Consider the following 16027-nt stretch of genomic DNA (forward strand, 5'->3'; position numbering starts at 1 on the left):
TCGCTATCGCAGAATTCAGACACGGCTACCGGTTCAAAAACCTCATGCGACAAGGGACGATGGCGATTGCCTCCCCCCCCTTCGCTCACCGGCTTCATTACGTGATTGACACAGCCGTACATCCCGGCATTTTCCGCGCGAGAAAAAGCAAACCGACTGAACGATGCTAACGAAACTCACCCACTGGTTCGACGCGCGCCGCCGCGAGCGGGCGCTGCGCAACCATCCGATTGACGATCCGCTCTGGCAAGCAACGCTCGCCGGACTACCCTTCTTCAAGCACCTGGAACCCGCGGACCTCGTTCGACTGCGCGAACTGACCAGCCTCTTCATCGCGCAGAAGGAGTTTTCGGCCGCGCACGAACTGGAGCTGACCGACGCGATGACTGTCGCGATCGCAGCCCAGGCCTGTCTGCCGGTCCTCAATCTCGGCCTCGACCTCTATCGCGGCTGGGTCGGCGTGATTGTCTACCCGGGCGAATTCGTGATCCGCAAGACCGTCGAGGACGAAGACGGTGTGGTCCACGAAGTCGAGCACGACGCCAGCGGCGAGGCCTGGGAAGGCGGCCCGGTGGTGCTGTCGTGGGAAGACGCACAGATGACGGACGGAGCGGACGCCTATAACGTCGTGATCCACGAATTCGCGCACAAGATCGACATGTTGAACGGCGAAGCCGACGGCCATCCACCGCTGTTTCGTCGCTGGCACGCCCCACTCGACGCCACCACCTGGGCCGAAGTGTTCGACCACGCCTACGATCACTTCTGCGCCCGGGTCGATGCCGTGCCGGAGCGCCGTTGGGCGCGTTTCGAGCGGGAATCGCTGATCGATCCTTATGCGGCGGACCATCCATCGGAATTTTTTGCCGTTTGCAGCGAGGCGCTGTTTGTCCAGCCGCATGCGTTCGAAGCCGAATACCCCGAGCTATACCGGCTGCTCGCCCGTTACTACCGGCAAGATCCGGCGCGGACCGGCGCGTTGCCCGGAGCACCCTCGACCGGCCCGGCCCTTTAGCAAAGCGGCCGACCGGGATTGAAAAAACCGCCGCGAAAGTCGTCAACCGACTGATTTTCTGGCATAATCGCCGTTTTTCGACCTTAGGCAAGTGGCTCGCGCCAAAATGCTTCCGCTTTGGCGGCTGCACGCGGGTTGGCTACCGCCAGACTATAGGAAAGACCATGAAAGAAGGCATTCACCCCAATTACCGCGAAGTGCTGTTCATCGACATGTCGATCGACTTCAAGTTCGTGACCCGTTCGACCATCCAGACCCGCGAAACGGGCGAGTTCGAAGGCAAGACCTACCCGCTCGCCAAGATCGAAGTGTCGTCGGAATCGCATCCGTTCTACACCGGTCAACAAAAGATCATGGATACGGCAGGCCGCGTCGAGAAGTTCAACAAGAAGTTCGGCACGCGCGCTACGGGCAAGGCAGTCAAGTAATATCTGCCTCGTCATCGGCTGCAAGCCGGACGCGTATTCAGGCATCAGCAAAAAAGGGCAGCGTAAGCTGCCCTTTTTTGTCTCCTGGAGCCGGTGCTCTCCCAAGTTCGCATCCGCACCCTGCGCGACTCGTTACAGGCCGGTGCGCAACGTTGCGGGCCGTTACTGACCGTGACGCGCGCTGTGCGCCACGTCTACAATGCCGGATGCTGCGAATCGGCCGTGCTGCCGGGCACCCTGCCCGGCGCTGGCCGAAGCGTTTATCCGAGATCAACATATCCGCATGAGATCCGTCGTTCGCCTCACTGCCTCCGCTACCAGCGCCCTGCCGCGCTGGCTGTTGCTGGCCATCAGTATCGTCTACGCCTCGTTCGGCCTGTTCGGCCGCGATCCGTGGAAGAACGAGGATGCAGCCGGCTTCGGCGTCATGTGGACCATGGCCAAGGGCAATGCGCACGACTGGCTGTTTCCGAACCTGGTCGGCAAATACCTGACCGACAACGGCCCGCTCGGCTACTGGCTCGGCGCCAGTTCGATCCGTGCGCTGGCGCCCTGGGTCGACGCCAGCAACGCCTCGCGCGTTTTTACGGGTTTGCTGTTTTGCGGCGCCTGCGCATTCGTCTGGTACACCGCCTATCTGCTGGGCCGCCGTCCCGAGGTCCAGCCGTTCAAATACGCATTCGGCGGCGAGCCCGAACCGCGCGACTACGGCCGCACACTCGCTGACGGCGCGCTGCTGATTCTGCTCGCCTGCTTCGGTCTCGCCGAGCGCGGTCACGAAACCACGCCGCAGCTCGTGCAGTTTGTCTGCATTGCGATGCTTCTTTACGGCCTTGTGCGAATGATCGACAAGCCCGTGCAAGGCGCGTTGCTCTGGGGCTTCGCGCTCGGGCTGGTGGCGCTCGCGAGCAATCCCGTGCTGGTGGCGGCGTTGCTGCTCGGCACGCTCGTCATGACCATCGTCGTGCCGGCCGCGCGCACGCGCTGGCTGCTGCTGGCGGGCTTGCCGGTCGCACTGGTGGTGTCGTTGTCGTGGCCGGTTGCCGCGCTATCCGCCTATCCTGACGACGCCGTCTGGTACCTCAACCAGTGGGTGAGCACCAGCATCAACGCGTTTGCCGGACCGCCCGGCTCGGTGGCCCGCTATGCGCTGAAAAATCTGCCGCTCTTTACGTGGCCCGCATGGCCGCTGGCGATCTGGTCGTGGTTCAGCTGGTCCGGGTTGCGCCGCGCTCCGCACGTGGCGATTCCGCTTTCGGTGATCACCCCGTTGCTGATCCTCGTGGTGCTGCAGAGCCATCAAACCAACCTGCTCTTCATGCTGTTGCTGCCGGCGCTCGCGGTGCTCGCCGCCTTCGCGCTGCCTACGCTGAATCGCGGCACCATCAACGCCATCGACTGGTTCGCGCTCCTCAGCTTTACGATCCTCGGCAGCACCGTCTGGCTATTCTGGATCGCCGGTCTCACCGGTTTCCCCGCGCCGCTCGCCCGCAACATGGCCCGCTACGCGCCGGGATTCGTGCCGCAGTTCAAGATGCTGTCGTTCATCTGCGCGGTTGCGGTGACGGTGTGCTGGTTCGTGCTGGTTCGCTGGCGCCTCGCGCGCCATCCGAAAGTCCTGTGGCGCAGCGTGGTGCTGTCCAGCGCCGGGACGACGCTGATGTGGGTGCTCGTGATGACGCTGTGGCTGCCCATCATCAACTACAGCCGGACTTACAAGGACGTAGCCGAACAGATCGCAAGCCATCTGCCGGACGACTACAGCTGCATTTCGCCGGTGCGCCTCGGCAATGCGCAGATCGCGACGTTTGCCTATTTCGGCCACATGCATTTTGCGTTCGATCAGGACTGCGATGTCATCCTGCGCCAGGACACGCAGGATTACGGCGAACCGAGTTCGATGTCGAACTTCGTCTGGAAGCTGGTGTGGGAAGGCCGCCGCGTCGCCGACCGTGACGAGCGCTTCCGCCTGTATGTGCGCATCGACCGTCCAAAGCCACCCGCCAGACACCGCGCCTGGCGTCCGAAGCAAGCCGCTCCCGCCAGCACGGACTGATCATGTTTGCTGACGTGCGGAAAATCGCCGCGCTCGCCTGGCCGGTATTGATCGGGCAGTTGGCGATCATCGCCTTCGGCGTGATCGACACGGCGATGGTGGGACGCTACTCCGCCATCGACCTGGCGGCGCTCGGCCTCGGCTCGTCGATCTACATCTCGGTCTACATCGGCCTGACCGGCATTCTCACCGCCCTTCAGCCGATTGCCGGCCAACTCTACGGCGGGCGGCACTATCGTGAGATCGGCGAGGAAGTGCGTCAGTCGTTCTGGCTTGCGCTGGCGTTGATGACCGCCGGTTTCCTGGTCCTGTATTTCCCCGAACCGATCCTCCGTCTTGCCAGGATCCCGGCGGCCTTGCACGAACGCACCGTGGCCTATCTGCAGATACTCGCGTTCGGCTTGCCGGCCGGCCTGACGTTTCGCATCTACAGTTCGCTGACCAACGCGGTCGGCCAGCCACGGCTGGTGATGATCCTGCAGGTCGGCGCGCTCCTGCTCAAGTTTCCACTCAACCGCTGGTTCATCTTCGGCGGTCTGGGCGTGCCGTCGCTGGGCGGCCCGGGCTGCGCGCTCGCCAGTACCCTGATCAACTGGACACTGGCCATCGTCGGCATGCTGTTGATGGCGAGGCTCGACGTGTTCCGGCCATTCGCGATCTTCTCGCGCTTCTGCTGGCCTGTGTGGCGCCGTCAGGTGGCGCAGTTGCGCCTCGGTATTCCGATGGGACTCTCGTATCTGATCGAAGTCACGTCGTACACCTTCATGGCGCTGTTCATTGCGCGCTTCGGCACCACGACGCTCGCCGGGCATCAGATTGCCGGCAACATCGGCGCCGTGCTGTATATGACGCCGCTGTCGATTGGCATTGCCAGCTCCACCCTCGTGGCGCAAGCGCTCGGCGCGCATCGCCACGAAGCGGCGCGCACGCTGTCGCGGCACGGCATGCTAATGGCAGTGTCGATTGCCTGCTGCTATGGCCTGATCGTACTCGTGCTGCGGCCGCTCATCATCGAAGGCTACACGCCGAACGCCCAGGTCGCGGCTGCCGCCATGCCGCTGGTTCTGATCGTGGTGTTCTATCACGTGTTCGACTCGCTGCAGGTGACCGCCGCTTTCATGCTGCGCGCTTACAAGGTGGCCGTCGTGCCTACGGTGATCTATGCCGTCGCGCTGTGGGGCGTCGGGCTGGGCGGCGGGTATCTGCTCGGTTTCGATATCGGCGGCGCCATCCCGGTCTGGTTGACCGGCGCTCGCGGGTTCTGGGTCGCCAATGTGGCGAGTCTCGCGATTGCCGGTTCCGGCTTGTTGATCTACTTGCGCTCGGTTAGCCGGCGGTATCTGCAGGCGGGTTTTGAAGCGCAGAGGGATAAGCCTGCGTAACGCATCGGTCGGGTTGGCCCGCTGTTGCCGGAGGGAGCCGAAGAAATTGACCGTTAGTTGCGTTTTAAGCGACGGCGAAGACTTCTTAAATGTCACTGCTCCTCTACGCAACGTCATCAAACTTCCCGGCTCACCTCTGCGCAACGTCATCAAACCACCTCGCTCAGCGCGTCTGCGCAGCCCTCCTGTTCATCCCGCAGCCCGAACACCTCGCGCGCGGCAAACAGCGCATTCAGCGCGGCTGGAAATCCCGCGTAGAGCGCCATCTGCATGAACACCTCGACGATTTCGTCACGCGTGCAACCCACATTCAGCGCGGCTTCGATATGCACCTTCAGTTGAGGTTGCGCGCAACCGAGCGTCGCCAGAGAAGCAATCGTCGCAATCTCTCGCGCACGCAGATCGAGTTGCGGCCGGCTGTAGATATCTCCGAAGCCGAACTCGATCAACAGCCGCCCGAAGTCCGGCGCGATCGGTGCGAGTGCGGCAATCACTCGTTCGCCGGTGGCTCCGTCGATCTCCTTCAGCTTGTTCCAGCCCCGCGTGTAGCGCTCGTCGTGTGCGTGTTCCATGGTGAGTCCTTGTCTGATTGAGGGGGGTCGACCGGTCGTGTCACCGTGCACTCAGCCGCCTCGTAATAGGCGATCTTGTCGACGATCGCCGCGAGGTTAGTCTGCAACTCCGCGATCTGCGCGAGCACCGCATCGCGATGCGTTGCCAGCAGGTCGCGTCGTGCGCCGATCGTGGACTGTCCTTTCGCGCGCAACGCGGCGAACGCCTGCATCCCGGCGATCGGCATGCCAGTCGCCTTCAGACGCATCACGAACTGCAGCCAGTCGAGATCGGCGGGGGCATACAGGCGATGACCGGCCTGCGTGCGGCCGACGGCCCGAATCAGGCCTGCCTGTTCGTAGTAGCGCAGCGTGTGCTTAGAGACGCCCGTGGTAGCAGCGACCTGACCGATGGTGAGTGCTTTTGACATGACGGAACTCAGGTTAGGACTTCGAGTGCACTCTAAGTCAAGCGGCTTGCAATGTCATTGCCACTCAGGATCTTCTGACACTTGACACGCTTTGGGATACTGATGATCGTCCGGTAGAATCGCCAGCACTCTGTGCGCGAACAGGAGCCCGATCGATGCGAAGCGACACCCTCAGACGAACGTGGATAGGGGCAACGATAGCGGCGCTCGCTCTACTGGCAACCGCTTCGTGGCACGCCGATGCAGCACGCATCACGCGCGTCACACCGCAAGGCAAGGTGACGCAGGTTCGCCAGGTGGTCGTCAAGTTCGACGAAGCAATGATCGCCTTCGGTTCACCCACCGCGCCGGCTCCCGCACAGGTGCATTGCAACGACGCGGCCGCGAGTACCGGCGAGGCACATTGGGTCGATGACAAGACCTGGGCATGGGACTTCGCTGCGGACTTGCCGCCGGGCGTCAGTTGCACGGTCGATCTCAACGACGGGTTGAAGTCGTTCGCCGGCCACGCCATCACCGGTCCGCACCGCTATGCGTTTCAAACGGGCGGCCCATTCGTCCAGGAGGTTCGTCCGGACAGTGGCGAGATCGAAGAAGACCAGGCGTTCGTCCTGCAGTTGAACGGGCCGGCCACGGAAGCATCGGTGCATGAGCATGTCTGGTGCGAATCGAGCGGTCTCGGCAATCGCATTCCTGTCAAAAATCTCGATGCTGCTGCGCGCGCAGCGCTCCTCAAGCACTTCCGCCTGCAAAAAATGGCGGCGCGCGTCCTGACGCTTCAGTGTCAGCAGACGCTGCCTTCGGCCACCAAAATGCAACTGGTTTACGGCGCCGGAGTGGCAAGTCCGAGCGGCCTTACCAACGACGTCGAGCGGCGCTTCGACTACACCGTGCGCGAGCCCTTCGCTGCCAGCTTCTCGTGCGAGCGCGAGAACGCCAAGGCGCCGTGTACGCCGCTGCGGCCGGTGCAGGTGCGCTTCAACGCGCCCATCAGCCGGGCCGACGCCGAAAAACTCACACTGAAAGGTCCCGGCGGCACGATCTCGCCATTCTTCAAACCGGATGACAAGGATTCCGAAACATCCACGGTCGAATTTGCCGCACCGCTGCCCGAGCACGCGGAACTCACGATCGACATTCCTGCGAATCTGCACGACGTCAGTGGCCGCGCGCTGACCAACACCGACCTGTTCCCGCTCAAGACCCACACGGCGCCGATGCCGCCGCTGGCCAAATTCTCGTCGGGCACGTTCGGCATCGTCGAGCGGTTTGCGGAACCGGACATGCCCGCGCTCGTGCCGGTGACGTTGCGCAACGTCGAAGCGGACCTGCATGTGGCCGGGCTCAATGCCGGCAGCGCGCAATTCACCACGCTGCGTGTCGATGCGGACACCGATATCCGCAACTGGATGCGTCTGGTCGACCGGTTCGACGGCTATTCGATGAATCGCTCGAGCATCGACTCGCTGATGCCCGGACTGCTCGCGCGCTCGAAGAATCCGGTATACGTGCCGCGTGCCCCAGCCGATTCCGGCGACGATGACAGCAGCAAGAAGGACCCTGAAATCGACATCCGCTCGCTGTCGCTACTCGCCGGACAGCGCGGCGTCGAAACCCTCGCCTTGCCGAAGGAGGACCCGAAGGCGCTGCGGCCATTCGAAGTGGTCGGCGTGCCCGTGACGAAGCCCGGCTTCTATGTGATCGAACTGGCTTCACCCGCGCTTGGCGCATCGCTGCTCAGCAAGCACGCGCCCATGTACGTGCGCACGGCGGTGCTCGTCACCAACCTGGGCGTGCACTTCAAGCAAGGGCGGGAAAACAGCGTGGTGTGGGTGACCTCGCTCGACCGGGGCCAGCCGGTACCGAACGCCGCCATCCAGGTCAGCGACTGCAACGGCGCCCCGCTCGCCGAAGGCACGACCGACGCACACGGCGTGCTGGCCATCGGCAAGCCGCTCTCGCCGGTCAAGCCATGCGGCGACGGCAGCTTCGAAGGCTTCTTCGTCTCGGCGCGTGTCGACGATCCGAAGACCGGCCCCGACATGGCCTTCGTGCGCTCGGACTGGAACCGTGGCATCGAGTCCTGGCGCTTCAATGTGCCCACCGACACCAGCATCGAGCAGACGGTGCGCGCGCATACCGTGTTCGACCGGACCTTGCTACGCGCCGGCGAGACGGTTTCGATGAAGCATCTGATGCGGGTCGAAACGCTGCACGGCTTCGCTTATCCGCAGAAGTATCCGACCCGGGTGACGATTCGTCATGTCGGCAGCGGCCAGACTTATCATCTGCCGCTCAAATGGGCGGCCGACCACAGCGCCGATTCGACCCTCACGATTCCGGTCGCCGCGAAGCTGGGCGAATACAGTGTCACGCTCGATGATGGCGACCCGAACGCAACCGCGTCCTCCGGCGCGGCGAACGGCAGCGGAAGCGACGACGCCAACGGCTCCAACGGTTCCAACAGCTCCAGCGACGATAGCGACGCGTCCGGCGACAGCGATAACAGCGCCGCGCCATCCATGAGCTATGAATCGGGCAGCTTCCGCGTCGAGGAATTCCGCTTGCCGGTATTCAAAGGCACGATTGCCGTGCGGGACGAAAAAGCCCATCCGCTGGTCGCCGCGAATGCGGCACCGCTTGCCCTGCAGATCGACTATGTGTCGGGGGGCGCGGCATCGAATCTGCCGGTGCAGGTATCGGCCTTGCTCAAAAACACCTCGCCCAGCTTTACCGACAGCTTCCCCGATTTCAGTTTCACGCCCTACACGCCGCACACCGGCGACGACACCTTCGCCTCGGACGAGGATGACAGCGACGCGCAGCAACCCGCCGACGACGGCGCCAAACTGATCGCCGACAAGCAGGCAGTCACGCTCGATCGCAACGGCTCCGGCGCCTTGACGCTCAAGAATCTGCCCCACGTCGACGCGCCCAAACGCCTCGCGCTCGAAGCCACCTTCGCCGATCCGAACGGCGAGGTGCAGACGCTTTCCGGCGGCGCCACGCTGTGGCCGGCCGCGGTCGTCGCGGGCATCAAATCGGGGCAATGGGTGTCGGTCGGCAACACGGTGCCGGTCAAGGCGCTCGCGCTCGATCTGCAAGGCAAGCCGCGCGCGGGTGTGGCGCTCGACGTGCACGGCTTCGCGCGCATCACGACCAGTTCGCGCAAGCGCATGGTCGGCGGTTTCTATGCCTACGACAACCACACCGAAAGCCGTGACCTCGGCTCGCTATGCAGCGGCAAGAGCGACGACCACGGCCTCATGACCTGCGATGCGAAGCTGCGCGACGCGGGCAACATCGATCTCGTGGTCACCGCCAAAGACGGCGACGGCAACGTGTCGAGCGCGAGCAGTTCGGTATGGGTGACGCGCGAAGACGGGTTGTGGTTCGGCGGCGAGAACACCGACCGCATCGACGTTCTGCCCGAGAAGACCGCATACGAGCCCGGCGAGACCGCGCGCTTCCAGGTGCGCATGCCGTTTCGCTTCGCCACCGCGCTGGTGGCAGTGGAACGCGAGGGCATCCTCGAAACCCACGTGGTCCAACTGGACGGCAAGGACCCGACCGTCGAGCTGAAAGTGAATGAAGCGTGGGGGCCGAACGTGTATGTGTCGGTGCTGGCGTTGCGCGGCCGCATCCACGAAGTGCCCTGGTATTCGTTTTTCACGTGGGGCTGGAAGGCCCCGCTCGAGTGGGCCCGCGCGTTCTGGTACGAGGGGCGTCAATACGAAGCGCCGACGCCGCTCGTCGACCTGTCGAAGCCGGCGTTCCGCTATGGCATGGCCGAAATCAAGGTGGGCACGGCGGCGCACAAGCTCGCCGTGACCGTCACACCGGATGCGAAGTCCTACACCGTGCGCGGCAAGGCACACATCAGGCTGCACGTGCAGATGCCGGGCGGCAAGCCCGCGCCGGCCGGCACGCAGATCGCCGTGGCCGCCGTCGACGAAGCCCTGCTCGAACTGATGCCGAACCAGAGCTGGGACGTGCTCGACGCGATGCTGCAGCGGCGCGCCTATGGCGTCGAAACTTCGACCGCGCAAATGGAGATCGTCGGGCGCCGTCACTTCGGACGCAAAGCCGTGCCGGCAGGCGGTGGCGGCGGCCACAGCTCGACGCGCGAACTGTTCGACACGCTGTTGCTCTGGAATCCGCGCGTCACGCTCGACGCCAACGGCGAAGCCGCGCTCGACGTGCCGCTCAACGACGCCCTGACGAGCTTCCGGATCGTCGCGATCGCCGCGGTCGGCCCGGGCACCTTCGGCACTGGCAGCACCTCGATTCGCAGTACGCAGGATCTGCAACTGATCTTCGGTTTGCCGCCGCTGGTGCGCGAAGGCGACGTGTTCCGCGCGCAGTTCACGCTGCGCAATACCACTGCACGCGCGATGAAAGTGGTCGTCACACCCAACGTGCCGGGGCTCAGGTTAGCCCCGCAAAGCGTGGATCTCGCCGCCGACTCGGCGCGCGAACTTGCATGGACCGTGACGACGCCCAACGACCTCGCCGACACGCCCTCGGGCGCGCTCACGTGGACGGTGGCCGCCGTCGAGCAAGGCGGACCGCACGCGAGCGATGCGCTGAAGATCGCCCAGCACGTGAGCGCCGCCGTACCGCTCACCGTCCAGCAAGCGACGCTGGCGCAGGTCGACGGCACGCTGTCGCTGCCGGTCGCCGCACCGCCGGACGCGAGCACGACGCAGGCCGGTGTGCCGCGCGGCGGCATCGCGGTGTCGTTGCAGGCGAAGCTCGCCGACGGCATGCCGGGCGTACGTCGCTGGTTCAAACGTTATCCGTACAACTGCCTCGAACAGCAGACCTCGCGCGCCATCGGTCTGCGCGACCCGGCGCAATGGCAGGCGGTGGTGGCAAAGATGCCGGTCTATCTCGACGGCGACGGCCTCGCGAACTACTTCCCGCCCGCCGACGACAGCCGCAGCCAGGGCAGCCCGACGCTCACCGCCTATCTGCTCGCGGCGAGCGACGAAGCAGCGAAACTCGATCCGCGTTTCGCGCTCCCCGACGACGTGCGCGGCAAGCTCGAAGCGGGTCTGGTGAGTTTCGTCGAAGGCAAACTCCAGCGCGACACCTGGGCGCCGCGCAAGGACCTCGACCTACGCAAGCTGGAAGCGCTCGAAGCGCTGTCACGCTTCGGGATGGCACAGGCGCGCATGCTCGGCTCGATCGAGATTGCGCCGAACCAATGGCCGACTTCGGCGCTGCTCGACTACTACGCGATCCTGTCGCGCGTGCCGGAGATCCCGCAGCGTGACGACAAGCGCGCCCAGCTCGAACAGATCCTGCGGGCTCGGCTCACCTATCAGGGCACGCGCCTCACGTTCTCCACCGCGGCCGACGACGATCTGTGGTGGCTGATGACCAGTACCGAGGACAACGCGGCACGCACCGCATTGATGTTTGTCGACTCGCCCACGTGGAAGGACGAGATGCCGCGTCTCGTCGGCGGCCTGCTGGCGCTGCAACGCAATGGCGCCTGGCAAACCACTACCGCTAACGTGTGGGGCTCGTTCGCAATCCAGCGCTTCTCGCAGGTGTTCGAGAGCACGCCCGTCACCGGCCAGACCCGGCTGCAACTCGGCGCGTTCGACCAGACGATCTCGTGGAATCAGGCTGCCGCGCCTGCAGCGAGTTCCGCCACGCCCGCCACGCAAACCCGCGACACCCGCAGCCAGCTTCTGCCGTGGCCCCCTGCGAATCAGGGCACCGCAGCGCCGCTCACGCTGACGCACGACGGCACCGGCAAACCGTGGGCGACGATCGAAAGCCTCGCCGCCGTGCCGTTGAAAACGCCATTCGCGGCGGGCTACCGCATCACCAAAACCCTCACCCCGCTCGACCCGGCTGTGAAAGGTGTCTATACGCGCGGCGACGTGGTGCGGGTGCATCTGGACATCGATGCACAGACCGACATGACCTGGGTGGTCGTGAACGATCCGGTGCCGGCGGGCGCGACCATTCTCGGTTCAGGTCTGGGTCGCGATTCCGAAGCGGCAACGCAAGGTGAAAACAGCGGCGATTCGGGCGACGGCAGTGGTCGTGCCGCGTGGCCGGCGTTTATCGAACGCGGTTTCGACGGTTATCGGGCGTACTACGATTACTTGCCGAAGGGCAAATTTTCGATCGAGTACACGGTGCGGCTCAACAACGTCGGCACGTTTGGTCTGCCGCCGACGCGGGTCGAAGCGCTCTACGCACCCGCGACGTTCGGTGCGTTGCCGAATTCGCCGGTGGTGGTGGCGCCCGCAGCCGGCACGGTTTCCGCGGCGTCGAAATGAACACGTCTGAAACAGGCTGGCGTGCAGGCAAACCAAAGCGCGGCGGGCGGCGCAACGTGGTGTGGCGAGTATCGCGCCCGCTTGCCCGCATCGCCGTTTGCTTCAGCCTGTTTGGCCTCTCGCATAGCGTCTTCGCGCTCCCCACTTTCGACGAGGTGCACGCCCGCTGGCACAGCTCCGACTGGGTGCTGCTGGCGCGCGACGGCGAGACCGTCCAACGCACGCGTATCGATCACAGCGAGCGGCGCGGCGACTGGGTCGCGCTCGCCGACGTCTCGCCGGCGTTTCGCGAGGCCATCGTCGTTTCCGAGGACAAACGCTTCTACGAACACAGCGGCGTCGACTGGCGCGGCGCAGCGGGGGCCGCCTGGGCCAATCTGTGGAATACCCGCACGCGCGGCGCCTCGACCGTGACCATGCAGTTGACCGGCCTGCTCGACGACGACCCGCAACGTTCAGGACAACGTTCGATCGCGCAGAAGGCCGGCCAGGCCGTCAGCGCATTACGGCTCGAACGTAGCTGGCGCAAGGACCAGATTCTCGAAGCCTATCTGAATCTGGCGCCGTTTCGCGGCGAAACGATCGGCCTCGCGGCGCTCTCGATGACGCTGTTCGGCAAGGCGCCCTCCGGGCTCGACGAACGTGAGGCGGCGGTGGCCGCCGCGTTGATCCGCGCACCCAACGGCCCCTACGCGAAAGTCAGCGAACGCGCCTGCCGGATCCTGCGCGACATGCAGGCGGCCGCTCAATGCGCGAACCTCGCCGGTTTCGTGCAACTGGCCTTCGCGCGTCCCGCGCCCGCCACGCTTTCCCCCCCCCCCCGACGACGCTCGTCTCGCGCCGCATTTCGCACGGCGCGTCGCAGCCGAGGTGCATCCGCTCGCCGGCGCGCGCGTGAGGTCGACCCTCGACGCGAACCTGCAACGTTTCGCACGCGACACCCTCACGCGCACCCTGCTCGAACTGAACGCGCGCGCGCATCCGCGTAACGTGCAGGACGGCGCCGTGGTGGTGCTCGATAACGCCAGCGGCGAGGTGCGCGCGTGGGTCGGCTCGTCGGGTGCGCTATCCGGCGCGCGCGACGTCGACGCGGTGCTCGCACTGCGTCAGGCCGGCTCGACGCTCAAGCCGTTTTTGTACGCGCAGGCCATCGACGAACGGCGGCTCACCACGACCTCTTTGCTCGACGACGCACCGCTCGATCTCGCGGCCGGCGGCGGCCTGTATATCCCGCAGAACTACGACAAGGACTTCAAGGGCTGGGTCAGCGTCCGCACGGCGCTCGGCTCATCGCTGAACGTGCCGGCGGTGCGCACGCTGGTGATGGTGACGCCGCATCGCTTTGCGAAAACACTCACCGCGCTGGGTCTGCCGCTCACGCAAAGCGGCGATTACTACGGTTACAGCCTCGCGCTCGGCAGCGCGGACGTCACTCTGCTCGCCCTGACCAACGCCTACCGGGCCCTGGCGAACGGCGGCGTGACCGGCGCCACGGTCGATCTGCCGCGCCGCCCGCCCGCGCCAGGCGACACCGCAGCGACGACGACCCAGCGCGTGTTCAGCGCCGACGCGAGTTTCATCATCGCCACCGTGCTCTCCGACAACAATGCGCGCACCCGCACCTTCGGCTTCGATAGCCCGCTCGCCACGCGCTTCTACTCCGCGGTCAAAACGGGCACCAGCAAGGACATGCGCGATAACTGGACGATCGGCTTTACCTCGCGCTATACGGTGGGCGTGTGGGTCGGCAATGCGGACGGCACGCCGATGTGGGACGTGTCCGGCGTGAGCGGTGCGGCGCCAGTGTGGGCCGCGATCGTCGGCTATCTGCATCGGCGTTTGCCCAGCACGCCGCCCGCCGCACCACCGGGTGTGATGCAAACGCGCGTCACGTTTGACAATGGCGTCGAACCCGCCCGTGACGACTGGTTCCTGCGCGGCATGCAAACGCCGGTCGTCGCGCTCGCAGCGAATGCCGACGCCGCCGTCCAGCGCGTCTCGACGCGCGGCGCAGCGCATATCGGCGCGCCCACCGACGGCACCATCTTCGCGCTCGACCCCGATATTCCCGCAGCGCGCCAGCGTATTTCGTTCCAGCGCGCGAGCGGTGCGTCGACACAAAGCACATGGCGTCTCGACGGCAAGACGCTCGGGCGTGCCTCGCGTGTGCCGTGGCTGCCATGGCCTGGCCATCATCTGCTGGAACTCGTCGATGCCGACGGCAGTGTCGCCGATTCCGTGCGCTTCGAAGTGCGCGGCGCGGCAGTGCGCACGTCCGGCACGGGCACGGGCACGGGCACAGGTACAGGTGCAGGTGCAGGCACAAGCACCCTTGCGACACCGATCGCATCACAAAGGTCTACGAAATAGGCAAAAGGTTTAAATAATCTTCACGATGATTTACTTGTCAGAAATCGATCGGTATAAATCATCGGCTTTCATAAAAAGGGCGCGCGAATTGTCCTATGCTTAAGCGCAGCGTGTGCTGACTGAACGCGTCGTCCGTTCCCGGCTAACTTTTTTGCCCTCAATGGAGTGCTTGCCATGCTGAAGAAGCTGCTGATGCTGTGCGTTGCCTTGGCCCTGTCGCTGTCAGCCACCTTCGCCGCCGCGGTGGAAGTCAATTCTGCCGATCAGGCCACGCTCGAAACCGTCAAGGGCATCGGCCCGGTACACGCGAAAGCGATCATCGACGAACGCACCAAGAATGGACCGTTCAAGGACGCGGACGATCTCGCGGCCCGCGTCAAGGGCATCGGTACGAAGTCGGTAACCAATCTCGAAGCCGCGGGCCTCACGATCAACGGCTCATCCGCTGCGCCGAGCGGCACCAAGGCCGCTGCCAAGTCCGGCACGTCCAGTACGACCAGCACGAGCACACCGGCGGCAAAGGCCCCCGCCGCCACGACGGCCGCAACACCGACAGCGGCACCGGCTACAGCACCGGCGACCGCTACCGCGAGTGCGCCGGTTGCGGCATCGGCCGGTCAAGCGGCGAAGTCGAAGAAAAAAACCAAGGCGGCCGCTTCCGCAGCAGCCGCTGCCTCCGCGCCTGCCGCCGCAGTGGCAAGCGCACCGGCTGCGGCCTCTGACGGCAAGGCCGCGAAATCGAAGAAGGCAAAGAAGAGCAAGGCTGCCTCGGCGGCCGCAGCTTCGGGCACCTGAACGTCGTCGGGTAAATCGGCTGCCGCAGCTTCGCTCACCTGAACATCGTCAGGGAATCGTGAACGTAGTGCACTGAGGTCGTTCAACTGGGCGCACACGCTAACGCCGACGCCCTGCTACCTATCCATCCGGTGCCGCGCAACCGCGCGGCGTTTTCACCCGCCAGCGTCAGTACCACGCGCTGGCATTCAAGAGAGACCGTCATGAGCCTACTCGACACACTCGGTTCCTTGCTCGGCCAGTCGCCCGCAGGCGGCGGCCAGCAAGCCCTTATCAGCACCGCGCTCGAATTCGTCAACAATCAGCCGGGCGGCCTGAATGGCCTGATCCAGCAGTTCAAGGACAAGGGCGCGGGCGACATCATCAGTTCGTGGGTCAGCAACGGTGAGAATCAGCCGGTCTCGGCAGATACGCTGCATAGCGTGCTCGGCTCGGATACCGTCAACGATCTCGCGGCCAAGGCTGGCGTGCAGCCCGATCAGATCGCCGGACTGCTGTCGCAGGTCCTGCCGCACGTCGTCAACGCGGCGACGCCCACGGGTGAAGTCCCGGCAGAAGGCCAGTTGAATGCAACGAGCGTGCTAGGCGCACTCGGCGGTCTGGAGTCGCTGTTCGGCAAACGCGACGCTTAACGCGTCGACGCAGCACGCACGGCGCGATCAATGCGTCGCGACAAATAAAAAGGGCAACGAATCGA

9 protein-coding genes and 1 pseudogene are annotated in these 16027 nt (G+C 64.8%); 8 read left to right on the forward strand and 2 right to left on the reverse strand.

Annotation, left to right across the window (positions count from 1 at the left end):
- Positions 1 to 163: 163 nt before the first annotated feature.
- The 4 genes from P3T43_RS09135 (at position 164) to P3T43_RS09150 (ending at position 4881) form a co-directional block, all read left to right on the forward strand.
- On the forward strand, positions 164 to 1015 hold the full coding sequence (locus P3T43_RS09135) for a M90 family metallopeptidase (protein WP_429280713.1): 852 nt from the start codon (positions 164 to 166) through the stop codon (positions 1013 to 1015).
- Between the two features lie 164 nt (positions 1016 to 1179).
- Positions 1180 to 1443 carry a type B 50S ribosomal protein L31 gene (locus P3T43_RS09140; protein WP_299635513.1) on the forward strand — a complete coding sequence of 88 codons (264 nt, stop codon included), beginning with the start codon at positions 1180 to 1182 and terminating at the stop codon, positions 1441 to 1443.
- A gap of 283 nt (positions 1444 to 1726) precedes the next feature.
- Positions 1727 to 3499 carry an ArnT family glycosyltransferase gene (locus P3T43_RS09145; RefSeq protein WP_429280714.1) on the forward strand — a complete coding sequence of 591 codons (1773 nt, stop codon included), beginning with the start codon at positions 1727 to 1729 and terminating at the stop codon, positions 3497 to 3499.
- Positions 3500 to 3501: 2 nt separating this feature from the next.
- Positions 3502 to 4881, forward strand: coding sequence for an MATE family efflux transporter (locus tag P3T43_RS09150; protein WP_429280715.1), 1380 nt, complete (start codon positions 3502 to 3504; stop codon positions 4879 to 4881).
- Between the two features lie 149 nt (positions 4882 to 5030).
- Here P3T43_RS09150 and P3T43_RS09155 read toward each other — a convergent pair whose 3' ends face one another.
- Positions 5031 to 5453, reverse strand: coding sequence for a carboxymuconolactone decarboxylase family protein (locus tag P3T43_RS09155; RefSeq protein WP_429280716.1), 423 nt, complete (start codon positions 5451 to 5453; stop codon positions 5031 to 5033).
- On the reverse strand, positions 5405 to 5863 hold the full coding sequence (locus P3T43_RS09160) for a MerR family transcriptional regulator (RefSeq protein WP_429280717.1): 459 nt from the start codon (positions 5861 to 5863) through the stop codon (positions 5405 to 5407). Before P3T43_RS09160 ends, P3T43_RS09155 begins: the two co-directional genes overlap by 49 nt.
- Before the next feature lie 155 nt (positions 5864 to 6018).
- Here P3T43_RS09160 and P3T43_RS09165 point away from each other — a divergent pair, with 155 nt between their 5' ends.
- The 4 genes and pseudogenes from P3T43_RS09165 (at position 6019) to P3T43_RS09180 (ending at position 15962) form a co-directional block, all read left to right on the forward strand.
- Positions 6019 to 12165: an MG2 domain-containing protein gene (locus tag P3T43_RS09165; RefSeq protein ID WP_429280718.1), complete on the forward strand. Its 6147-nt coding sequence runs from the start codon at positions 6019 to 6021 to the stop codon at positions 12163 to 12165.
- Positions 12162 to 14535: pseudogene (gene pbpC / locus P3T43_RS09170) on the forward strand (penicillin-binding protein 1C). The gene P3T43_RS09165 and the pseudogene pbpC overlap by 4 nt, the downstream one beginning before the upstream one ends.
- A 174-nt stretch (positions 14536 to 14709) precedes the next feature.
- Positions 14710 to 15330: a ComEA family DNA-binding protein gene (locus tag P3T43_RS09175; RefSeq protein ID WP_429280719.1), complete on the forward strand. Its 621-nt coding sequence runs from the start codon at positions 14710 to 14712 to the stop codon at positions 15328 to 15330.
- A 131-nt stretch (positions 15331 to 15461) separates the two neighbouring features.
- A complete protein-coding gene (locus P3T43_RS09180) occupies positions 15462 to 15962 on the forward strand; it encodes a YidB family protein (RefSeq protein ID WP_429280720.1) in 501 nt (166 codons plus the stop codon).
- Positions 15963 to 16027 lie beyond the last annotated feature (65 nt).

It is taken from the genome of Paraburkholderia sp. GAS41 (genome assembly GCF_050436545.1).
Lineage (GTDB): Bacteria > Pseudomonadota > Gammaproteobacteria > Burkholderiales > Burkholderiaceae > Paraburkholderia.